We start from the raw sequence: 23,708 nt of genomic DNA on the forward strand, positions 1-23,708 counted from the left end.
GTATCTACACAAGTTTAATGACTTATAAAACAATTGGTTAAATTCGATTATTCATGATTTCTGGTTAACAACTGACTGCATTGAGTGTCAAAACTCACCTCGTAAAGGTGATTATCTTTATGAAAAACCGACTATATTTCCCTAACCAACTGATTATATATATTTAAAGTTGTGTAGATACCTATGCCTTCAGGTAGGGGATATTGAATTCTTTTACATTTTCTATAGCAATTTATAGCAAAAAATAACCATTTTTTTCAGCTTAAATCGTTTCATTTCACAACAAATACTTGCCAAGAATTTAGATTTCATTAAACTTTGGCTCACTTTCAACCTAATCGTGAAAGGAGCATTGAGAGTTGGCAATGCTATACGAACGCAGAGCTTATGTAAGACTAATCCGAATCTATCGGGGCAGCAGTTAGTGTTGAAGCGTTTAGATGAACATAAATACTTTTCTATGGAATTCACAACTATAAGGGCGCTTTTGATGCGTTGCTCACGGATTGCAATGGGCGGAGATCGTCCGATCATTGCAGTGCATGCAGCTTTTTTTGTAAGTCTAAGACATCTTGCAAGCGCGGTTCTAACTCATGCTGCAATAAATGCAATAATTGTTTATGCTGTTCAATACAAAATGGCTTTAACTCGCATATCTTATATTTCATGGCGATAGCTTCGCTAAGCTGCTGTTGTTGCATATAGATGAAATGTAATGTTTCATATCCGGCCGTTAAATAGGGATAAGTTTGAACGCCGTCAAGCGCAACCTGTTCCGCTTCATCATATCGCTCTACAGCAATTAAATTTTTCACATGAATATAGTAATTTATAGGCTTGTACGGATCAGTATCGAGTAGTTTTTTGGTGAAATTAATTATATAGTTATAGTTGGTTTTGCTTATGTTCTTGCTAATTTCCTTCGCAAAACTGTGCATTCCAGTACTAATATACTCAGGATAATGCTCTTTAAAATGACAGGATATTTTATTAAAAATACTAATTGCTTTTGAATAATTCCTTTTATGCACATAGGCTAAACCAAGATAGGATAATGATAAATAGTCTGTATGATTATTTTTTAAAGCGTCCCTGGCATGAATGATAGTTTGTTCAAAATCTTCTAAAGCGAAATAATTTTCAGCAAGATTCTGATAAACTTGCGCTCTTTCTTTGTTAGTAGAGCATTTTATTAATGCGCGTTTATTAATAATAAGAGCATCTTGTGCGCCTCTTGCATATCGAGTTATCTCGGCTAACTTAATTAAAATAGTAGCTGAATTATGTTCACAAGTATGCAAATATTGATGATAATACTGTATGGCCTGAGTCAGGTTTCCCTGCTCTTCCAGTTGATCGATATTAGCCAAATCAAGTGCAGGGGAATCGTAGCTGTGAATATCCCTGGTTATAATGATATTGCAGCCGGTTTCAAACCAAGTTCCGAACTTATCAACGACACAAAACCTTAAGATAGCCTCGGCTGATTCGTTTAGTTTATTTACATGATAAAAAGTGCTGCATTTTTGACCCGGCTTTAAAGCAATATCAAGAGTTACTTTATTTTCAGCATATAAAATAGCCCTGCCTAAATTGGATAACCAATGATGTGTTATCGATAGTTGTCCCGCAGGCCATAAAATTTGACTGCAATTGGTTATCTCGACCATAAAAATAATTTTTTGGACGCTTTGCTCATGTAATTCAGCCTGAATATTACATTGTTTAGCAAGATCAGGTAGTGGCTCAACCCTCTCGTTTTCCAATATATTTTTAATGCGAGACTCAATGCGTTCGGCCACAATCATTGCTGATATATAATATAATTCTGGATAATGTTGACTCTCTATGATGTCCAATGTCCAACCGCCAGGATAATATTGTTTTAAAATATCTGATTGATCCAGTCGTGATAATTCGTTAATTAGACCATTTTCATGAAAAAGTAAAAAAGCAATATTACCTGAATAGGTACAAGGTAAGCTTTGATCGACCATAATCAATAAAGGCACAGACTTTTGTTTTGCCAACAGTCGAGTGGCTATTTCAAAAGCCAATAAACCGCCTGAACAATATCCGCCTAACAGGTAAGGGCCGGAAGGGTTTAATTTAAGTATTTCACCGGCATAATAATCCGCTAATGACGAAAAATTATTTTCATTTAATTGAATGATATTGAATCCTGAAATTAAATCATAAAATGGCCTGTTTTTTATATGTGCGCCGAGATACTTTCCTCCATTAACAAAATATAATGGAATACCGGATAAATGCTCATTGTAAGGAAATATCAGCGGATGGTCAGGGTGCTGTTTTTCTTTTTTTCCGTTAGCATAAGTCAATAGACGTTTAAAATCATTATCAGCCATCCCATATTGATTTTTTTGCTGTGATTGAGCTGAGTTTGTTATGGACTGAAGATGAATGGCCTGCTCTTCGATAGTGTAACTTTGCAACAAACCATTAGCCGGAAAAGAGATGGCCAATTCTTTTTCTATGAATACGGTTAACTGGAAAAACAGAAAAGAATAACCGCCCAGATCAAAAAAATTGTCATGCCTGCCAACGGAAGGGATGCGTAGTATCTTTTTCCATATACGAGCCAACTGCCGCTCCAATTTTCCTTGGGGGGCGGTAAAGGTGTCTTCAGACGTTTGCGGCGTTTGTTCCGGTTTGGGTAATGCGTGTCGATCCAGCTTACCGTTCGGCAGTAACGGTATGCTTTCCACGATGACAAAGGCAGATGGCAGCATATAGCTCGGCAACTTCTCTTTGAGAAATTGACGCATGACAGCTGCATCCGGGGGATTATCTTGCATCTCGGGCACCAGATAGGCAGTCAACCGTTGGTCACCCGGCTGATCTTCCCTCATGATAACCGCTGCCCCGGCTATTCCGGAATACTGTAGTAACACAGCTTCAATTTCACCTAACTCGATGCGGTGACCGTGCAGCTTAATCTGCTGGTCAATACGCCCCAAAAATTCGACGGTGCCATCGGGCAGATAACGCGCCAGATCACCGGTTTTATACAAGCGCTCCTGAATGTCATTGCTGAAAGGATTGGCAATAAACTTTTCAGCGCTTAATTCGGGGCGATTAAGATAACCTCGCGCCAATCCATCGCCACCGATATGCAACTCGCCCGCCACACCCACCGGAACCGGTTGCAAGTGTCTGTCCAGTATATAAAATTGGGTATTGGCAATGGGACGCCCAATAGGCGTGACGCCGGTCAAGAAAGTGTTGCCAGATAAACGCTGCACCGATGACCAGACGGTTGTCTCGGTCGGGCCGTAGAGATTCCATAACGCTTTGGATTTCTTTCGTAAACGTAAGGCCAAATCATGAGGCAGCGCTTCGCCGCCGCATAAAATTTTCAGTTGCGGATTGCCTGCCCAACCTGCCGCCAGCAATAAATGCCAAGCCGCCGGTGTGGCTTGCATGAGGGTAATAGCGTCAGTTTGCTGCAATGTTTTGGTTAAACCTGACCAACCCTCGGCAGTGAAAAGATCATGGCTGACAATGACGGTTTTTGCGCCGCAGATAAGCGGCAGATAAATTTCCAAGCCGGCTATATCAAAAGACGGTGTTGTAAGGCCCAGTAAAACATCTTGGCCGTTTATATCAAGCAGCTTGGCCATTGCCGTTAAAAAATTGACCATCGATCGATGATTAATTTGTACGCCTTTGGGCTTTCCGGTGGAGCCTGAGGTATAGATGACATACGCCAGGTTTGCACAATCAAGGTCAACTTCCGGCAAAATGGGCAGGCTTTCCGGTAACGCTGAGTCCAGATAAATCGGTTGTATTCCGTTATTTAACGTCAATGCATTCGTGACCGAAGCAAATTTTTTCTGGGTTAACAACAGCGACGCTTTTGAATCGTCCAACATAAAAGCCAGACGTTCCAATGGATAAGCCGGATCAAGCGGCAAATAGGCGCCGCCCGCCTTCAATATGGCCAGCAGGCCAATCACCAGGTCAATACTGCGCTCCAGACAAATCGCCACCAGACTATCCGCTTGCACGCCCAGTGTTCGCAGGTAATACGCCAAGTGGTTGGCTTTGTCGTTCAGCGCCTGATAACTCAGTTGTCGGCCTTCAAAAACCAGCGCGATGGCATCCGGTGTTCTGGCTACTTGTTGTTCAAAAAGTTGATGAATACAGCTGTCTTTCGGATAGTCGGATTGGGTGGCATTCCATTCGACCAATAACTGCTGACGTTCAGCGGCAGTCAGTAGCGGCAATTTGGCAATGCTGGTTTCCGGGGCTTCAACAATGGCTTCCAGCAAGGTCTGAAAATGACCTATCAGCTGGTTAATGGTCCCGGCATTGAATAAATCCGTGCTGTATTCAATCGTCCCCGTTAAGCCATCGGGATACTCCCTCAATGACATCAATATATCAAACTTGGCTGTTGAATGGGGTACAGCAAGCCTGCTGATGGTCAATCCGGGCAATTGCAAGTCTTGGGTAGCGGGTTGCAAAATCAGCATGACCTGAAACAACGGATGTCGGCTGGCATCTCGCGGCACATTCAATTCAGCCACCAGCTTTTCAAAGGGCAAATCCTGATGGCTGTAAGCGTCCGAGCAGGTTTTGCGTACCCGGCTTAATAGCTCATTAAAACCGGGCGCGCCGGATAAATCAGTTCGTAGTACCAGCGTATTGACAAAAAAACCGATCAGATTTTCAAGTTCCTGCCGGTTACGTCCGGCAATCGCAGTACCGAGCACAATATCGTCCTGGCCGCTGTAACGATGTAACAGTACTTGCAGGGCTGCCGACAAGGTTATGAATAAGGTCACGTGTTGCTGTCGGCTCAGAGTTTTCAAACGCCGGGTCAATGCTGCTGACAATTGAATGTCTGCTTGCGCACCCCGATAAGTCAGCTGTTTTGGGCGGGGCTTATCAGTCGGCAATTCCAATACGGCCAGACCGGTCAACTGGGATTTCCAATAGCTGAGTTGTCTTTCCAGTACCTCGCCCTGCAGCCATTCGCGTTGCCAGACTGCGTAGTCGGCATACTGAATGGGTAGTTCAGGTAAATCGGCAGACTGGCCTTGGCTAAAAGCCCGATAAAAACTAGCCAATTCTTGCCTGAACACGCCCATAGACCAGCCATCAGAAATACTATGATGCAGGGTGACCATCAGGATATGTTCCTGTTCGGATAATCTGAGCAACAAGGCGCGTATTAATGGGGCTTGTTTAAGATCGAACGGTTTATTGGCTTCTGTCTGGAGTCGGCGTTGGATTTCGCTAGCCCTATTTTCTTGAGGCAATTCTATCAAGGCGCAGGCAAAGGGTATTGACGTTCTGATGACCTGAACCGGTTCGCCGTTTTGTTCGACAAAACAAGTCCGCAGGCTTTCATGGCGAGCGACAATTGCCTTGAGGCTCTGTTGCAAGGCAGGAACATCCAGTTTGCCATTGAGTCGAACAGCCCAAGAAATATTATAAAGACCGCCGATGCCGAGTAAGCGGTCTAAAAGCCAAAGTCGTTGCTGGGCATAGGAGACGGGAAAAATGTCATCATTTTCAACAGGGTCTTGTAAACAGGGAGTGTGATTGTGTTCTTGAAGATGGCTCATGTTTTTTTATGGATTAATGCTTACGGGGCAATACTTTGATAGGAATGATTACCTGGGGGTTTTGTTGTTTTAGCAGAGCTTCCAAGTGTGCCGACAACTCAGCAACGGTGGCGGCTTCAAACAATAGCTGCAGTGGAAAATCGACTTGAAATTGTGTATTAACCTGCGCGATAAATTGCATCGCTAACAAAGAATTCCCGCCTAAGGCTAAAAAATTGTCATCAATACCGACGCTTTCAATATTGAGCAGCTCTTGCCAGATGGCAAGCAACTGTTTTTGCACTTGGGTTGGCGGTAATGTGCCGTGTTGTTGGCTGGATTTGCTGTCTTGCGGGCATAATTGCGTTGCAAAGTAGGTCGCCATCTTATGCCGTTGCACCTTGCCGGTAGGGCCTTTGGGCAAATGGTCGCTGATTACAATACGGTAAGGCACTTTAAATTCAGCCAATTTTTGCCGGATATAATGCCTGAGCGCTTCGGCTTCTACTTGGCTTTTTTCAGTTAGGACAACAGCGGCAGCGACATTTTCACCTAAGGTCGCATGAGCTACCGAAAAAGTAACCGCTTCTTTAATGGCAGGATGCGCTAATAGGACTTGGTCAACTTCGTAAGGCGATATTTTCTCGCCACCGCGATTGATGATTTCTTTAATACGACCGGTAATGAATAAATAGCCGTCTTCATCGAGATAGCCTAAATCCCCGGTACGAAAACCCTGTGCACAAAATGAATCCCGATTAGCCGAGTCATTATCAATATATGCGCCGATGACCGTTGGCCCTTGAACGGCTACTTCGCCCTCAATCATTGAAGGCAGGCTTTGTCCAAGATCATCAATGACACTGATTTTACAAAGGCCGTAACTGATGCCCACTGAACCTTGTTTGCGAATACCGGGAGGCATGGGGTTACTGCTAATATGCACCACTTCAGTCATACCGTAAGCTTCAATAACGGGAACTCCCAGGATATTTTCCAATTCATTGATTAAAGAAACTGCTAACGGCGCTGAACCTGAGCGAATGAAGCGTAATGATGGGTTTGTCTGAAAGCCCGGCGTTTTTTTAACTTGATCTAAAACAGCCAGATGTATCGTCGGTGAGACGGAATACCAGCTCGGGTCGTAGGCTTGCAAATAAGCGACGAAAGTTTCGGCTCGAAACTCTGAGATATACACACAACAGCCGCCCGTTGCCAAAGGCACTAAAACACTCGAAATTAAGCCATGTGTATGAAATAAAGGCAGTGCATTTAAACAGCAATCCTGCTCAGTGAGTCCCATAAACTCGGCAACACTAATGCAAGTTTGGCAAATAGCCTGTTGCAAAATAGGAACCAATTTGGCTTTAGCGGTTGAGCCTGATGTATATAACATCAGGGCAATATCTGTGGCACTGGCAAAACCAGAGTTCATAGCAGGCAATCCGGTATCGCCGCGCAATGAAAAACTACCCGCTCCTTGAGAAAGCTCTGGAATAAGTTCAATAACCGGTATATGCAAACGTTGTGCAATTAAGATTCTCATTGCAGAGTTTGAGTTAGATAAAATAATCAGTGCGTTGGGTTTAAGGTCAGATAAATAGCGTTCCAATTCTGCGTCGGTACAACTCGGATTCAACGGCGCAAATGACGCACAGGAACTCACGGCAAGAAAAGCAACCGCAGCTTCCGGGCTATTGGGCAAAATGGAGGCAATGCGGCTTCCGGAGCCTAAACCCAATAAGTTTAATTGTTCGCGGATATGCTGGGTTAGAGTTAATAAATTCTTATAGGTTAATGGTAGACGCGCTGGCGCTATAATCGCCTCTTTATTAGGTGCGCAGGTTGCCCAGTAAGAGAACAATTGAATTAAACTTTGGGGTTCGGTAGCTGGAAACATTGATGTGTATTTTAAATTTAGGCTGAACAGAGAGGCTGATTATTGAATCACGTATCGGCTCGTTCTGGGACAAGCGATGGTGTTATCACTTCTATCACAAAAGGCTGATGAATAGTTTGAACATATTTTAAAGCTTGCTCTAAATCGCTATGCTGATTGACTTTTATGCCGTTTATGCCAATGGCGGCCGCAAAACCCACCCAATCTATTGTGGGCAATTGCACCATGGAATAATTTTGAGGCCCTAAATTAGGGCCAATAGTGGCATAAGCTGCATTGTTGCAGATAATAAAAAGGACGGGGATTTGATAACGCGCTACAGTCGCTAACTCCATGCCGTGCATTCTCATGCAGCCATCACCGGTTATAGCCACGACCTGTTGTTCTTTATTGGCAAGTTGTATACCTATTGCCGCAGCAAGACCCCAGCCCATTGGCGCGGTAGTTGCCGGATTAAAGAAGGTATTGGGTTGTTTGACCTGCCAGTAACGCCCTGATAATTTCCGGTGCATGCCTGCATCGGCAACCAAAATGCTATCGCCAGGGAGCCGTTGTTGTAGTGTTTGAATGAGGGGAATGAGCAGAATAACGGGGTTTGAGAAAGAGACGATAGGTGTCTCTTCAACGGGTTTATTCGCTGTTAAGGTGTTAAGCCAATCCATGCGATAAGCTGCTGAATCGCTTAACGGTTGTAAAGCGGTATCTGCATTAATCAGTGCGACTAATGCAGAAAAGCTATCTGTAATTAATTCTATATCAGGTTGATAAGGGTGCGATGCCGGGGTTGATACCGTATCGATACGGACTAATACTCGACCGGGGGCATTGAGCCGTTTATCCCATCCAAGCGTATCCCGTTCATTTAAATCTGTACCTAAAATCAATAATAAATCAATTTTTTCGGTAAAAATAATGGCATCGGCACAGGTATTTCCGCCATAGCCGAAATTACCCAAGTTAAAGGGAGAGGTCTCCGCGATGACACCTTTAGCGCCTAATGTCGTAACCATAGGCAAGGCATAGGTTTTTGCAAGAAGCATCAGTAATTGTGCAGATTCTTGCGTATATAAGCGCTGGCCAACCACAATCAGGATTTTTTTGGCTTTATTTAAAGCGGCTATAACCTTATGCAGTTTAGCCACTGATATGTCTGGATGCGGTTGATCGGAAATGACACAGGGAAAAGCCGAATGTTGTGCAAGGATGTTTTTGGGTATGGATAAATGGGCAGGAGCCGTGTGCAACAATATGGCATCCCAGGCTTGGTTCAACTGGGTGATTAATTCCTCTGCTGTTGTTACGTTAGCGGCGTGATGCAATGCCGCAGAGAATAACGCACTGTCTCGACAAGCGCTGGAGCCGCCATCCTGAAATGCGCCAATGCCTTGTAAATCAACAGGTACGTTTCCGGTAATAAATAATACACGGCTGTTGTCCATGCGTGCAGTGATGGCCGCTGTTAGCATATTGCTGGCACCGGGACCACCTATGCTGATGCAAACAGCGATTTTTTTTGTTGCGCGGGCATATCCATCCGCCATATAGGCAGCCCCAAGCTCATGATTGGCGACGATAACCTGGATTTGATCTGTAGACGCTAACGCATCCAATAACGCTGCAATCTGGCTGCCAGGCACCAAAAATACCAAGCGGATTTGTCGTTGTTTCAACCACTCCACAACTAATGAGGCGCCATTATCCGTTGGTAGTCGTTCAGCTGTCATTTTCATGCCATGTAGCTGCCGCCGTTTACATCCAAACTTACACCGGTGATATAGGAGGCTTCGTCAGAAATAAGAAAAACAATCGCACCAGCCATTTCTTCGGGTTGCGCCAGTCGATGTAAAGGGATAGTCGCTAAAATATGTTCGCGTTCCTGAGCGGATAGCGCCTCCCATTTGCCTTTTGCCCGTTCCGTTAGTGCTATGCCCGGAGCGACAGCGTTGACGGTTATACCGAAGCCGCCCACTTCCGAAGCAAGATGTCGGGTAAGCCCGAGTAAACCGGCTTTAGCACTGGCATATTGCAAACCGCCCAGTCGGCTTTTATCCCGACCAGCCAATGAGGAAACGTTAACAACGCGGCCGTAACGTTGCGTTTTCATGATCGGAATCACCTGCTTACATAACAAGAATGCGCTTTTCAAATTAAAGTTATGCGTGTGGTCCCAATCCTCATCGGTAATGTCTTCCAAATAGCGTAAATGAGAAGCCCCACCTATGTTATTAACCAAGCCATCAATTCGACCGAACTGTTTTAAGGTTTTGTTGGCTAGGCATTCGGCAGTGGCGGGAAGCGTGGCATCGCCTGCTACCACAAGCGGCGTGTGTCCAAATTCACTGAGTTCTTCTTTTAACTGGTCTAAACGTTCGATGCCGCGCGCATTAATGACTAATTGGGCACCCTCTTTAACCAGTTTTTCGGCTGCAAATTTACCGATGCCCTCTGAAGCACCGGTAATGATAATAATCTTATTTGCAAAACGCATGATTGAGTTTCTCCGGTTTGATGAAAAATTGTAGGCTTGTTCAAGCTATGATACCCGGATAACTTTTTCAAACACAGTCATGGTGCAAGCTAACCGGAGCTGCTAACTAAATTGATCGGGTGTTCAAGATAGGTAGTTTTCATTCTTAATCCTTATCAAACTCATAGTTAAGCTTTATTCTTTGCGATGTGCCGGTCTGCGTCTCAACATTCAGGGTTTTAGTCAGTTTGCGTTTTAACACCAATACCGCTTGTTTATTGAACAGGCCGACTTTGGCGCCCACATAGAAATCCGGTGTCAGGTATTGGCCTACGGTAGCCAATGTATCCTGTAGCGTTTTTCCTTCTTTAATTTCAAACTCGTCAACGCCCAATTTGTCGGCAATCCAGGATACCTGGCCGGCTCCGTAGGATAAGGCCGCGCTGGCAACCATATTGCCTTCCGCTTTGCTTACTTGGTTTAACGCCCTGCCGGTCACTAAATAGGCCAGGGCTTCGGCTTCCGGCAGGGCGGGTTCCGAATAGATACGCGTTTGCGGCGCTTCCAAGGGGCCGGTCAGGCTGAGAATGGCGGTAACGTCCTGGCTTTTCGACACGCGTATGGCTTCTAAATCCAGCCAGGGTTTATCGACAGGACCGTTAAACAAGAAGCGTCCTTTGCGCACGGTCAGTTCCTGCCCGTAGCGTTTATAACGGGCTTTGTCCATGTCGACTACGCCGTACATGGCGGTTTTTTCTCCGCTTTTGGCGATCTTCAATTTGCCGGAGAGCTTGGTTTGCAGACCTTGTCCCGAAAAGCTGATCTGCTTGCCGAGTTCAACTTCAATGTCGGCATCAATATTGATCGCTGCCGCCGTCTGTTTCTCGGCTTTTTGTTCGCCGAGAATCACTTCATCGGGACTGACTTTCACCGCATTTTCAGGGATGTCCTTTAGCTGAAAGACGGCTTTGGGGATTTTCAGTCTGCCGCTCACTTTGCCTTGCCTGTCGGCAAACAGCAGCTTTAATTCCGGCGAAACGGCTATCTGCGCTTCGGGCAGTTTGGCGACGTCAAAGTCCGTTCCGTTCAGCATTATTTCTGCAGCACCTTGCAGGTCGGCAAAGCCGTCGAGATTGATGAAACCTTGACCTGATTTTGCCGAGCCGCTGAGCTGAATGCGTTCGGCTGCTGCAAGTGCCTGGAGTTTGATCTCGCGAATTTCCAGGCCCAGCTCAGTCATATCTACAGCGCCGCCGCTGAAACTTATGGTTCCGTTAGCAACCGGTGTGTCGGGGCTACCCGTTAAAGTTAAATCGACTTTAAGGGCGCCTTTTATATTCGATAACTGCGGAACAAAAGGATTTAACAGGGATAATTCAGCCATCGAAGCAGTCACTTGACCCGATAGTGCCCGGGTTTTTCCGGTGTCCAGTTGCAGTCTGGCGCGCACATAATCCTGGGCGGCCAAGGCCAGATTAAGGTCGACTGAAACAATCTCCCCGTTAATTTCGCCTGACAACGACGATGCGCCCAAGACAATTTTTGTGCTCGTTTCTTTGGTCTTTAAGGTAACGGTCATGGCGGGCATCGTTAATTGGTAATTGCCGCTCAACAAGCCCTTTTGCTGCTGTATGTAAGCGTCGGCATTAATAAGGCCGGTTATCTTCATCTGTTCCGGCAAGTAGGCCTGCATCAGGCTAGTCGGCACGTTTGTGGCTTTAGCTTTAAAGCCAAAATCGCCGTTGGCAGGGTAACGCCCCTGCAGGCAAATAGCGGCGGCTTGCTGGGTCAGGCAGGTTTCTGACAACCTTGCATCGATGCCGACGGGGCTTTGCTCAATGCGGATAAGCATGTTGTTGCTAAGTTGCCAGCGTCCGAAATCCCTGGAGTTTACATCCAGTTTGAAAAAATCACCCTGCCATACATCGCCCTGCAAACGGCCTGTAAGCGCAGTTGATACATCGCCATAAGAAGAACGGATGTCGGCGTTAAAACGATGCTGGTCAACTGTGCCGAAACCGTCGATCAGCAGTTTTTCGATTTGAGTGGTGCCGGTTTTGATGGCTCTGACAGACAGCTGTATGTTGGAAGTCTTGTTGCCGTCGGCCTGATAATCGATGTCGATGGCTAACCGTTCGGCGCGGTGCCCGGAAAATCGCAGGCGCTTTCCGCTAGCCTGAAATTTTACCGAGGGATTTTTCCAGGGGCCCTGCAAATGCCCGTCACCTTTCAGACTGCCGCCGAGACCCGGCCATAACGATTCCAGCTTAGGGGCGTCGATAGCCAAATCGAGCTCAGCTTGTTCCTGTCCCAGGGTGCCGTTGACGGCAATTTTATTGGCTCCCGAAACCAGCTTAAGGGCATCGACCTTGAGTTGTTCGCCAGCCAAAAACAGTTTGCCGTTTGCGCTAACCGGATAGCCTCTTAGCTTGCCGGTCAGTTTGCTAATATCGGCATCCAGTTGCAAAGCTTCGCCAGCGAGTTGTCCTTTAACACGGGCAGTAAAGTTGAGGCTGCCGGGCAGTTCGGGCACCAGGATCGCGGGATTGAAATCTTGACCGGCGGCTTTCAGGTCGAAAACCGTGGCATCTTTCCACGATATATCGCCGTCGATCTGTAATGCCCCGGCCGTTGATTTGAGTTCCAGTTTTTCAATGGTCAAGGCATCCATACTGCCTTTGCCGTTAAACGCCAGTCGGGCGGCTTTGGGCAAATACGGCTGGGTCAAATCCCCGCTTAGCTTAATCCGGTAATCACTGAGCAAGCCGCTCAGCTCGAAATTTCCTTGTTCGCTGCTGACTTGCGGCGCATCGCCTGTCGGCGGCCAGTTCAGTTTTTGCCAATCGCCGCGCAAGTTTACTTTCGGTTCGCCCTGCAAATCATCCAGCTGGCCTTTTAAGGTTAATGTAAACGGCGATGCCAACCGGCTATCGAAAGCCAGCTGCCGTAAATCGCCGTTGATTGTGGTCACCGCCTGCCACAGGCCGTTGTCTGCTGTGGCAACTTGCCAATCGGCAGTCAAGTGCAATGGAAAACCTTTGCCCAGCCCCATTTGTCCCTGTGCCGTCAGCTCTGCCGGTTCGGCATTGACGGACAGTGAAACGATGTTGAGACGGCCCTGTTCGGTAAAGGCCGACAACTGCAGTTTTTGCAGATGTTGCCGCTGCTCGCCTTGCTGAATGGTAAGATTCGTCAGCAGCAAGTTTTCAATGGCAATCTGCAACGGCAGAAGCAACTCGGCATTCAAGTCGAATGTTCCGGGTTCTGCCTGCGTGGTCTCAGTCAGGTTAATGTTGATATTATTGGCTGTCACATCAATAATTTTAAACACTCCCGAGAACAGCTGAGAAGGCTGCCAAGTAAATACAAGCTTGTTGACAGCGACTGTTTCCGTGTCGCTTTCATAGCGCAGACCGGTCAACGTGATACGGTCAAGCAAGCGGCCTTCAATATTTTCAACCGAGACTTGCGCCGGTAAAACGGCTTGCAGCAGCCAGCGGCTGCCGCTTGAACTGGACATCAAGCCGAGCAGGCCGACCGGTATCATCAATACCAGCATCAGGCCGAGCAGAGCTAAGCGTTTTTTCATAGCCTTGCGCCTGCGGCAAAATGGATTTGAAATGACGAATCCGCATCACTCAAAGGTATGGCAAAATCCAGCCGGATCGGGCCGATAGGCGAATACCACCTGACCCCAAAACCCGTACCGGCTTTGATGCTGATATTGTCGGGATTGAACGCGTTGCCGCCGTCGATAAATGCCGCCACGCCCCAGTCGTCAAGCACAGGGTGCTCGTATTCCGCGCTGACTACGCTTAAGAACTTGCCTCCCACCACGTTGCCCAGCGGGTCTTTCGCGCCCAGTTCCTTATAAGCGTAACCGCGTATGCTGTTCATCCCGCCGGCATAAAACCGGTATGATGTCGGCAGCCGGTCGAACTGGTCGACCAGCATGGCGCCCTGTTCGGTTCGGGCGATAAACCTGCCGCCCCAGGGGAAGGGATGCATCCAGACGGCGGCTACGGAAGCTTGCGCAAAACTGACATCGGACAGCGGATTTTTATAGCTTCCTGCCAGATTAAACTCCAGACGATAGCCTCGGGTAGGCCGCGTCGGGCTATCGGAAACAGAACGCAACCAGCTGCCGCCAGGCACCAATAAAAGCACTTGCCTGGATGTTGCACCGATGGTGAAATCTTCGTAGACGGAGTCGATAAAAAGCGTCTGTTTCCAGCCGTTGTCGAAGGCATGTTTTAACCGTGCGGAAAGTTTCGCCGATAGCGATTTAAAGGTATCGGTATCTTCCCGCTTGAAGCCTCCGCCGAAACTGAAAAAATCGCTGACCGGATTGTCCAGGGGTACACTGTATTCGGCATCGGCCGTCGACAGCACCGGAGAGAGGTCGATATTGGCATTAAAAAAGTGGCCCCGGCGATTCACTCGACGGTTGATATACGTCGCACTCAATAAAGGCCCGATGTCGGTATCGAAACCCGCGCCGAGACTGTAATGGTGCTTTTTTTTAGGGTGCAGCTTAAGTGAGACCGGCACCTGATGCTGGTGGATGTTTTCGATGTCCGGACGTATGTCTATCATGTCGAAATAATCGCTTTTTGACAGCGTGTTATGGGTGTTGGCCAGCTGCTCGCCGGAATAATAATCGCCGCTTTTGATCGGAATCAGTTTCTGTACAAAATCCGGGTCTAAAATATCCTGATCAATGCTGATGTCGCCAAACACCATGCGTTTTCCCGCATTAAACACCAGTGTGATATGTGCCTTGTTGTTGGCTTTGTCGATTAACAGCTGTTTTTTTGAAAAACTGCTTTTTAGATAACCTTTTTCCAGTGCCAACGATTGAATCCGGCTTTTCATCTTTTCATAGTGATCGTGACGTAGCGGCTTTCCCTTTGCGGTCAGCAGCTGATTGCGCAATTTTTGGAATTCGGGGTCATCATCGGCATCGCCGGTCAGGGAGATGGCAATATCGCTAATGATGACCTGTGGTCCGGAGTTAATAGCAAAGTCTGCCTGCCAGCATGGGTCATTGAAAGCCAATGATTTTTCGATAACGGGATGGTAATAACCCAAAGCCCGTAACGCCTGGCTTATATCTGCATCGGCCTGGTCGAATAAATCGCGTATTTTCCATTCCGGCGCTTCGCAGTTTTCTTTTGTTAGCGACAGTAAGAATTCGACGTTTTTTTGGGCTTCGCTGTTCAGTCCTCTGACAGAAACATCTGCCCTCACAACGGGAGTTGCTAAACACAACAATAGTAGGAATAGGATAACTCTGACAGAGACAGAAATCGCTCGCATAATGAGTTCAATAATTTATTCAACAACGCCGGATGACATGGCGTAAGGACATGATTTCAATAGTTAACGGACATTAATCAGCGCCTGTGCCGTGGGTGTTGATTTTCAGGTATTCGCCGTCCCGACATAGCGCAGCATAGTGTTTGGATACGATTCAATGGCAACCAGCGTAACACGGCTTCCTGCCATTGCGGGGGGGTATTTCGCCCAGTATGTCGATGCTTGCGCGCACATGAGGCTTTAAATATCTTGAGTCGTGCTAGTTTAAATTGAAAAGCGGAGGGAGGATATAAGTACAAATACGGCATGACTAGCTGGCGCTTAGATGTGGTGTGAAGGCGAAAGCCGGATTTTCATTAAAGCCGCTGTGGTATGCTTATTCTCCATAAAACAAGTGGCAAAAATCAGTGCAGCTAACAGAAACAGGTAATCAATCTTATTTCGATAAAAATAAAGCCAGGGAGAAAACCTGTGCCGTTTGGTTAAAAGCGCAAGGCAAAGCGGTTCGCAAGCCCATTTTATTTGCCGCTATTGCGGGCATTACCAACGGCTTGGGCGTGATTGTTCAATCGGCAACCCTGGCTTATATCCTGCAAGCCGTCATTATTGACCAGTTGCCGTGGGCGTCTTTAATTACCCTATTCATCGTGCTGGCTGCCGTTTTCATCCTGCGTAGCGTGTGCGTTTATCTGTACCAGATATGGGGGTTTGAAGCCGGAGCTCAAGTCAGGACATCGGTAAGACAACAGTTGTTCGGCCAATTTTTAGTGCTGGGTCCCGCCGCCGTCAAACAACGGCAAAGCGGTGAACTGGCTGCCGTTACCTTGGAGCAGGTTGATGCGCTGGAAAATTATTTTTCGCGTTATTTGCCCCAGCAAATGATAGTCGGCGTATTGCCGCTGATCATGATTAGCGTGGTCATGCCGGTCAACTGGGTGGTCGGGTTGATATTTTTAGTGACCGGGCCGCTGGTGCCGGTTTTTATGGCCTTAGTCGGCATGGGCGCTGCCTCCGCCAATCGCAGCCAGTTTTTGGCGATGGCAAGAATGAGCGGTTATTTTCTGGATCGCTTGCAGGGATTGTCCACATTAAAGCTGTTCGGCCAGGCTACCCAGGAGCTGGCCAACATCGATAAGATTGCCGATGGTTTTCGGGAAAAAACCATGGCGGTATTGCGTATTGCGTTTTTATCGTCGGCGATTCTGGAGTTTTTCAGTGCGGTTGCGGTCGCCCTGGTGGCGGTGTATGTCGGGCTGGGCTTATTGGGACAGATTTATTTCGGCCCGGCTGAACACATCAGCTTAAGCGAAGCGCTGTTCGTGCTGCTGCTGGCGCCTGAGTTTTTTATGCCGCTCAGGCAATTGGCGATCAATTATCATGACCGGGCCGCAGCTTTGGGGGCGTCTGACGCTATCCTAACGATACTGGAACAAGACGCCGAGGTGTTGGAAGCAGATGATAATGGCGTAGGATGTGCCGACGAAGGAGGCGCATCATTCGCGAATGATGCGCTTCGTACCTCGGCAGCACCCTATGGTGACAAGATCAACCTCATCGATTTTAACAAGATTAGCAAATCTTACGGCAAGCGGCAGGTCTTAACCGACATCAATCTGCACATTGCAACCGGTGAAAAAATTGCCCTGATCGGCGAATCGGGCGCAGGAAAAACGACGCTGTTAAATCTGTTGCTGGGTTTTGAGTCCCCAACCGAAGGTCGGGTTTTGCTTAACGGCCAAACGGTTAACCGTGAATGCGCCGCGAAAGCCATTGCCTGGGTGGGACAAAACGCCTACATCTTCCACGGCACTATCAAAGACAATATCGCGCTGGCCGATCCGGATGCGCCTGAACAAAACATTATTGATGCGGCGCAGGCGGCCGGAGTCGCTGAATTCAGCGCGCAATTGCCGGAAGGTTTGCTTACTCCAATTGGCGAGCGGGGCTATGGCTTGTCAGGCGGACAGGTGCAAAGAATCGCGCTGGCCAGGGCATTTTTAAAAAATGCCGACATTATCCTGCTGGATGAGCCTACCGCCAATCTCGATGCCGCCAACAAAACGCTGCTGTTGGATGTGATCGATCAGTTGTTTATAGACAAAACCCTGATTATCGCCAGTCATGATCCGGAAGTGATTCATCGAATGGACAGACGGATAAAGATGCAGCAAGGACGGCTGGTGTGATGAAAGATTTATGGTTTTTCCTGAAATTATTCAAACCGCATAGCGCCTGGTTAGCGGGCGGGATAAGCCTGTCATTGCTGACCGCATTGGCCTCCATCGCGTTATTAACACTGTCAGGCTGGTTTATCAGCGCTTCCGCGATAGCGGGATTGGTCGCGATTGACGGCAATACGCTGGCTTTCAATTTCATGCTGCCTGCCGCGCAAATACGCGCTTTGGCGATCAGCCGCACGTTGGGTCGTTACGGCGAGCGGGTAGTGACCCATGAAGCGACGTTTCGGGTATTGGCGGGCATACGCAGCTGGTTTTTCCGGGAGCTTATTCCGTTGGTTCCGGGGCGGTTGTCGGCCATGCGCAGCGGCGATTTGCTGTCACACATGACCGCGGATATAGACGCGTTGGACGCGTTGTATTTGCGCTTGCTGGCTCCTGCCGTTGTCGCAGTGATTGGCGTAACCGCCGTTACCGTCTTTTTGGCTTTTTATGCGCCGGTAATCGGCCTGGCTACAGGTCTTATGCTGTTGATTGCCTCGGTGTGGGTGCCGTGGGTTTTCAATCGTTTGGGACGTGCCGGGGCGGAAGAAATCGTCGTATTGGCGGCAAATTTCAGGATTCGGCAACTCGATATGATTCAAGGATTGGCGGATTTAATCGCCAATCAGGCTTACGGGCGGTTTAGCGATAAGCTCGGGCAGTTTTCCGATTTGATGATTAACACGCAACGCCGGAACAACCGTTTATCGGCGATTTCTTCGGCCTTCACCTTGTTGCTGTCGCAGCTAACATTATTGATGGCGTTGATGCTTGCGGCGATTTCATTTAAAGACGGGCTGTTATCGGGAGCGGATTCAGCCTTGGTTGTCTTTTGCGTGATTGCGGCTTTCGAGTTAGTGACGCCCTTGCCGCAAGCCATGCAAATGCTGGCGAAAACCCGAAAAGCCGCCCGGCGTATCAGGCAGGTCACGGAAATGTCGCCGACAGCACCCCAGCCGAATCAGCCGTTAGCATTGCCGGGCAGTTATGATTTGCAGTTAAACGAGGTGAGCTTTCGCTATTCGGACCAGCAGGGCAGGGTGCTGAAAAATATCAGCCTGACTATTCCGCAGGGCAGTAAAGTCGCCATAGTCGGCCCTAGCGGTTCGGGAAAGACCACCTTATTGCAATTAATCATGCGTTATTATGACCCTGAACAAGGCAGTGTTTTATTGGGTGGACAAAATGTCAGGCAACTGGATGCCGATGAATTCATGAGCTGTTTTGGCGTGTTGTCCCAGCGCAGCCAACTGTTTGCCGCGACGATTAAGGAAAACCTGTTGATTGCCAAACCGGACGCCTCGGCAACGGAACTGGATATTGCCGTTAAAATCGCAGGATTGGAAAAATTTATCGGTTATCTGCCTGAAGGTCTTGATACCTGGGTAGGCGAAAGCGGCGTGAAAGTGTCGGGTGGGGAAGCGCGGCGTATCGCCCTGGCGCGGCTGTACCTTAAAGACGCGCCGGTATTGATTCTGGATGAACCCACCGAAGGTTTGGACAGCGATACGGAACGGGATGTATTCAAAGCGCTGGTGAATTTTGCCGGGGATAAAACCGTGGTCATGGTGACTCACCGTGAAGCCGGGTTGGGCTTGGTCGATGTTGTCTATGGCATGGAGCGTGGCGTTTTGCAGGCTTTTTAACAAGGCGAGGTTTGATAATATATCCGGTCTATCATTCACCGCGTAGACACGAAGCTTGTATTTTCTCTTCGTGTCTTGGCTGTGTAAAAATGAGTACTAGGATTTTTGTTGGTGACATCAATGGTGAAAACTTATCTTGCAATAAACGAGGAGTCCATATAGGGGAGTAGTATATAATTCCCACAAAAAAGATCGCGGAGGATGATAAGTCCTTCTGTTATCAGGGCATGAAGAGCACATCCTTTGTTGAAAAAGTTGAGCATCGCGTTACCTTCCCATTTCTTAGCAGTGTTGTCATAACGGTGCAATAATAATCGATACTTTATATGTTCCCGCTATGGAAAAAACGAGTTAAACGATGACCATTATTCAAAATCTGATACGTCACATACGCCTGCTGGAAATTGTCGGTGATTTGATACGGGTGCGGGCAGAAGGCGTTGCTTTTGGCGATATTGCCGTGGTTGAAAATATCGACGGCGAGTGTTCTCTGGCCAAGGTTGTCGATCTTGACCGGGACATTGTCAGTCTCCAGGTGTTCTCCGGCGGCAAAGGTTTATCGACCGATGCCAAAGTTAATTTCCTCGGCCGTCCGCTGGATGTGGTCTATTCCGATAACATCCTGGGCCGGGTATTTCGGGGTTCCGGCGAACCTATCGACGGCGGCCCGGAACTGCCGACCGATCCTCGCATTCCGGTGGGCGGCCCTACGGTGAATCCGGTCATGCGGGTGATGCCGTCGCGGATGATCGAAACCCAGGTGCCGATGATCGATTTGTTCAATTGTCTGGTGGAAAGCCAGAAAATCCCTATTTTTTCCATTGCCGGTGAACCGTTCAATGAGCTGCTGGCGCGTATCGGTTTTCAGGCCAATGCCGATGTCGTGGTGTTTGGCGGCATGGGACTGATTTTCGATGACTATCATTTTTTCCGCACTGCCTTTGAGGAACACGGGATTTTTCACCGCACCGTGATGTTTGTCAATCAGGCTTCCGATCCGCTGGTCGAACGCTTGCTGGTGCCCGATATGGCGTTGGCGGTAGCCGAAAAAATGGCGGTTGAGGACAATAAACGGGTGCTGGTGCTGCTGACCGACATGACCGCTTTTGCCGATGCGATGAAAGAATTGGGCGTGGCGCAGGAACGCATTCCGGCAGTGCGCGGACACATGGGCGACCTGTATACGCAACTGGCCTCGCGCTATGAGAAAGCCTGCGATTTCAAGGGCGCGGGTTCGGTGACGATCCTGAGCGTGACCACGATGCCCGGCGATGATGTGACCCATCCGGTGCCGGATAATACCGGCTATATTACCGAGGGACAGTTCTATCTGCATGATGGTTTTATCGACCCGTTCGGTTCGCTGTCAAGGCTAAAGCAGCATGTCGTCGGCAAAGCCACACGCGAAGATCACGGGCAGATCATGAACACCATGATCCGTTTTTATTCGGGTGCGGTGGAAGCGAAAAAGAAGCAGGCGATGGCCTTTGAATTATCGCTGTTTGATGAGAAATTGCTCAAATACGGCCATTTATTCCGCGAGCGCTTTATGGATACCCGGGTTTCGCTGCCGGTTATCGAAGCCCTGGATCTGTGCTGGTTGACGCTGGCTGAATGTTTCGAGCCCAAAGAACTGCTGATGAAGCAGAACCTGATTGATACATATTACCCGAAAGCCGCCTCGAGCAAAGCCGAGCCGCAAGATGCTGCGGACAAGGCCGCGTAAACGGCGATGGCAAAGCTTAAACTGAGCAAGCATGCATTACATGAGCAGCAGGAAAATTTAAAGTTGTACCAGCGGCTATTGCCCTCGCTGGATTTGAAACGGCGGCAGTTGATGATGGAAGCAAAAAAGGCGCAAGACCAATATGCGGCGGCGCAGGCGGCGGTGGAAGCGCTGGAAATTCGTATCGGCGAAGAGTTGCCGATGCTGGCCGACGAGGAGTTTCGTCTGGCCGGGTTGGTGCATTTAAAAAGTTACAGCGTCATTGAACAGAACGTCGTCGGCGTGAAACTGCCGTTTTTGGATAGCATCGAATGTGCCGTTGCCGATTATTCGCGGCTGGCCACGCCGCCCTGGGTCGATACCCTGGTGCATCGCTTGAAAGATGCCGTCGAGCAGCGGATACGTGCTGAAATTGCCGCTGAGCGCGTGTGTATCCTGCAAATTGCGGTGCGGCGCATCACCCAGCGGGTCAATCTGTTCGAGAAAATCCTGATTCCGACCGCCAAACAGAATATCCAGAAAATACGCATTTTCCTCGGCGATGCCGAACGCGCCAGCGTCATCATTTCCAAGCTGGCCAAGCACAAACAGCAACAACAACGCGAAGCAGAACTGGTAGCGGAGGCCGCGTCATGAGCATTGTTACCATGCATAAAGTGACGTTTATCGGCATCACTGCCGACCGCGAGCGTTTATTGACCGACCTTCAGCAAATGGGCTGCGTGCAGATTATTTCTTTGACCGACCAGAACGCCGAATTTGCCGAAACTGTGCCGACGGCGGGAGCGCGCGAGGCCTTGCTGTTTTTGCAGGCGTATCCGCAACGAAGACGGCAGGTGTTGGATAAGCAGCGCTTCAATGCCGTTAACGTTCAGCAGCATACATTGGCGGTCAGAAATCGCTTGCGTGATCTGGAAGATGAGCGCGACTTTTTGCTCAAGCGTATCCAGGATATCCGTCCCTGGGGCGACTTCGTATTGCCATCGTTGCAACAGATGGGTGAACATCGGCTTTGGTTCTACGCGGTTCAGCATAAGGATCTGTCGAAAATCGAAGCGTCGGCTTCCGTTTGGGAAGTTATCCGGCGCGACAACCGCTTATGTTACGTCATCGTGGTGGATAAGGAAGAGCCTTTGGATATGCCGGTTCCGCGCATACATCTGGGCAGCAAATCCCGGCACGAACTGGAAGCCCGGCTCGATGAAGTCGAATTCATCATCGAAGATGTGCAGGCGGAGCGGGCTTATTTGACCCGCTGGCATGATTTGTTCAGTCACGATCTGAATCAGCTGGAAGATCGCGCGGTGTGCGAGAGTGCGGCGACACAGGTCTACACGAATGATTCGGCTTTTGCCTTGCAAGGCTGGGCGCCTGCTGAAAGTCTGGCGACACTCGAAAGTTATGCCAAAGAACAGGCGTTTCATTTTGCCGCCGAAGCTTCCAAACATGAAGACAATCCGCCTACGCTGATGCGCAATCCATCCTGGTTGGCTGCGGGTGAGGATTTGGTGACTTTTTATATGACCCCGGGTTATCGAACCTGGGATCCGTCATCGGTCACCTTCGTTTCTTTTGTGATTTTTTTTGCGATGATCCTGTCCGATGCCGGTTATGCTACGGTGATGGCTCTGGTTTTACTGGGGCTATGGAAAAAAATGGGGGACTCATACTCGGGTCGCCGTTTCCGTCCGTTGATGTTGTCGGCGGTGATGGCGACCTTGATTTTTGGAATGCTGGTGGGCAGTTATTTCGGAGTAACGCCTAGCGACGCATCCTGGCCGGGAAAGCTGCATGTCCTTGAGATCAGCGACACCGAACGGATGATGATGATTTCGGTGGTGATCGGCATTTTTCACATCGTCTTGGCCAATGCGATGAATGCTTACCGTTGCCAACATTGGCAGGACAAGCTGCCCTCAATCGGCTGGATCGGCGTGATTTGCGGCGGCTTTGCGCTGGCGATTGGCGGTTCAATCAGCGCCGTCGATTTGCAAACTCCGGGCATAGCCTTGATCGCTATCGGCGCAGTATTTGTCGTTGGCTTTACCTCGCCGCGCGAAAAACCGCTAACCCGCTTTGCCCAGGGCATGTTGGGATTGACCAAATTGTCCGGTGCGTTAGGCGATGTGTTGAGTTATCTGCGCCTGTTTGCGCTGGGTCTCGCTTCCGGATCGCTGGCGGTCGAATTCAACAACATGGCCAGCGGCGTTTATGAGAGTTATCCTGGAATCGGCCTGTTTTTCGCGCTGCTGATACTGATATTCGGACATGCGGTTAATCTATTGCTTGGCATAACCAGCGGCGTCATTCACGGGCTTCGCTTAAATGTGATCGAGTTTTTCAACTGGGGACTCACCGAAGAGGGAACCTTGTACAAACCATTTAAAAAAGCAGAGGATAATCTATGGAACCGTTAATTTTGGCACTGGGTTGGCTGGGGCTGTATGCGCCTTTAGCGTTGGGCGCGGTAGGCAGCATGATTGGCTGTGCCCGTGCTGGCAGTGCCGCCTGTGGCGCTTTATTGGAAGTCGAAAGTGGCTATGGGCGTTATATCGGCGTGGCGGCGATGCCGTCCTCGCAGACTATTTACGGCATCGTCGTGACTATGGCCTTGCGCCGCGAACTGACTGTGGAAAATTCGCCCGGTATTTTCGGCCTGGGTCTTCTGGCCGGATTGGCGCTGATGTTCAGTGCCTCCGCTCAAGGCTCTGCTTGCGCCGCATCGATTAACGTGTCAAAAAACAAGCTGGAAATTTTCGGCATATCACTGGCACCGGCAGCGTTGGTTGAAGGCTTTGCCGTCTTCGCTTTCGTTTTCGCTCTGGTGCTGGCTGCGGGCATTCCGAAATAACCTC

12 protein-coding genes are annotated in these 23,708 nt (G+C 48.8%); 6 read left to right on the forward strand and 6 right to left on the reverse strand.

The genetic code is table 11. The annotated features are described in order from the left end of the window. Positions 1-530: 530 nt before the first annotated feature. From RW114_RS07265 to RW114_RS07290, 6 genes are all read right to left on the reverse strand, one after another. Positions 531-5,597, reverse strand: a complete 5,067-nt coding sequence (locus RW114_RS07265; RefSeq protein WP_340122075.1) for an amino acid adenylation domain-containing protein — start codon at positions 5,595-5,597, stop codon at positions 531-533. Between the two features lie 13 nt (positions 5,598-5,610). Further along, on the reverse strand, positions 5,611-7,476 hold the full coding sequence (locus RW114_RS07270; protein ID WP_340122076.1) for a non-ribosomal peptide synthetase: 1,866 nt from the start codon (positions 7,474-7,476) through the stop codon (positions 5,611-5,613). A 47-nt stretch (positions 7,477-7,523) separates the two neighbouring features. Further along, positions 7,524-9,200, reverse strand: a complete 1,677-nt coding sequence (locus RW114_RS07275) for a thiamine pyrophosphate-binding protein (protein WP_340122077.1) — start codon at positions 9,198-9,200, stop codon at positions 7,524-7,526. A gap of 2 nt (positions 9,201-9,202) precedes the next feature. Beyond that, positions 9,203-9,964, reverse strand: a complete 762-nt coding sequence (locus RW114_RS07280; protein WP_340122078.1) for an SDR family NAD(P)-dependent oxidoreductase — start codon at positions 9,962-9,964, stop codon at positions 9,203-9,205. Between the two features lie 145 nt (positions 9,965-10,109). Further along, entirely contained in the window at positions 10,110-13,532 is a 3,423-nt protein-coding gene (locus RW114_RS07285) for a translocation/assembly module TamB domain-containing protein (protein ID WP_340122079.1), read from the reverse strand. After that, entirely contained in the window at positions 13,529-15,193 is a 1,665-nt protein-coding gene (locus tag RW114_RS07290) for an autotransporter assembly complex protein TamA (RefSeq protein WP_340122080.1), read from the reverse strand. The genes RW114_RS07285 and RW114_RS07290 overlap by 4 nt, the downstream gene beginning before the upstream one ends. Before the next feature lie 476 nt (positions 15,194-15,669). Between RW114_RS07290 and cydD the strand changes: the two genes are divergently transcribed. The 6 genes from cydD (at position 15,670) to RW114_RS07320 (ending at position 23,704) form a co-directional block, all read left to right on the forward strand. Then, positions 15,670-17,448: a thiol reductant ABC exporter subunit CydD gene (gene cydD / locus RW114_RS07295; RefSeq protein ID WP_340122081.1), complete on the forward strand. Its 1,779-nt coding sequence runs from the start codon at positions 15,670-15,672 to the stop codon at positions 17,446-17,448. Then, positions 17,448-19,127: a thiol reductant ABC exporter subunit CydC gene (cydC, locus tag RW114_RS07300; protein WP_340122082.1), complete on the forward strand. Its 1,680-nt coding sequence runs from the start codon at positions 17,448-17,450 to the stop codon at positions 19,125-19,127. Before cydD ends, cydC begins: the two co-directional genes overlap by 1 nt. 358 nt (positions 19,128-19,485) lie before the next feature. Further along, a complete protein-coding gene (locus tag RW114_RS07305) occupies positions 19,486-20,853 on the forward strand; it encodes a V-type ATP synthase subunit B (protein ID WP_340122083.1) in 1,368 nt (455 codons plus the stop codon). 6 nt (positions 20,854-20,859) lie between these two features. Next, positions 20,860-21,489 carry a V-type ATP synthase subunit D gene (locus RW114_RS07310; RefSeq protein ID WP_340122084.1) on the forward strand — a complete coding sequence of 210 codons (630 nt, stop codon included), beginning with the start codon at positions 20,860-20,862 and terminating at the stop codon, positions 21,487-21,489. After that, complete coding sequence (locus RW114_RS07315) at positions 21,486-23,270, forward strand: V-type ATP synthase subunit I (RefSeq protein WP_340122085.1); 1,785 nt, start codon at positions 21,486-21,488, stop codon at positions 23,268-23,270. Before RW114_RS07310 ends, RW114_RS07315 begins: the two co-directional genes overlap by 4 nt. After that, complete coding sequence (locus tag RW114_RS07320) at positions 23,258-23,704, forward strand: ATP synthase subunit C (RefSeq protein ID WP_340122086.1); 447 nt, start codon at positions 23,258-23,260, stop codon at positions 23,702-23,704. The genes RW114_RS07315 and RW114_RS07320 overlap by 13 nt, the downstream gene beginning before the upstream one ends. Positions 23,705-23,708 lie beyond the last annotated feature (4 nt).

Origin of the sequence: Methylobacter svalbardensis (assembly GCF_037671525.1) — a bacterium.
Classification (GTDB): Bacteria; Pseudomonadota; Gammaproteobacteria; order Methylococcales; family Methylomonadaceae; genus Methylobacter_A; species Methylobacter_A svalbardensis.

What these genes read in the sequence shown, in the direction of transcription:
- cydC (WP_340122082.1), top strand. Translation starts at nt 17,448, where the DNA reads ATGAAAGATTTATGGTTTTTCCTGAAATTATTCAAACCGCATAGCGCC.
- RW114_RS07265 (WP_340122075.1), bottom strand. Translation starts at nt 5,597, where the DNA reads ATGAGCCATCTTCAAGAACACAATCACACTCCCTGTTTACAAGACCCT.
- RW114_RS07310 (WP_340122084.1), top strand. Translation starts at nt 20,860, where the DNA reads ATGGCAAAGCTTAAACTGAGCAAGCATGCATTACATGAGCAGCAGGAA.
- RW114_RS07320 (WP_340122086.1), top strand. Translation starts at nt 23,258, where the DNA reads ATGGAACCGTTAATTTTGGCACTGGGTTGGCTGGGGCTGTATGCGCCT.
- RW114_RS07280 (WP_340122078.1), bottom strand. Translation starts at nt 9,964, where the DNA reads ATGCGTTTTGCAAATAAGATTATTATCATTACCGGTGCTTCAGAGGGC.
- RW114_RS07270 (WP_340122076.1), bottom strand. Translation starts at nt 7,476, where the DNA reads ATGTTTCCAGCTACCGAACCCCAAAGTTTAATTCAATTGTTCTCTTAC.
- RW114_RS07285 (WP_340122079.1), bottom strand. Translation starts at nt 13,532, where the DNA reads ATGAAAAAACGCTTAGCTCTGCTCGGCCTGATGCTGGTATTGATGATA.
- RW114_RS07275 (WP_340122077.1), bottom strand. Translation starts at nt 9,200, where the DNA reads ATGACAGCTGAACGACTACCAACGGATAATGGCGCCTCATTAGTTGTG.
- RW114_RS07315 (WP_340122085.1), top strand. Translation starts at nt 21,486, where the DNA reads ATGAGCATTGTTACCATGCATAAAGTGACGTTTATCGGCATCACTGCC.
- RW114_RS07305 (WP_340122083.1), top strand. Translation starts at nt 19,486, where the DNA reads ATGACCATTATTCAAAATCTGATACGTCACATACGCCTGCTGGAAATT.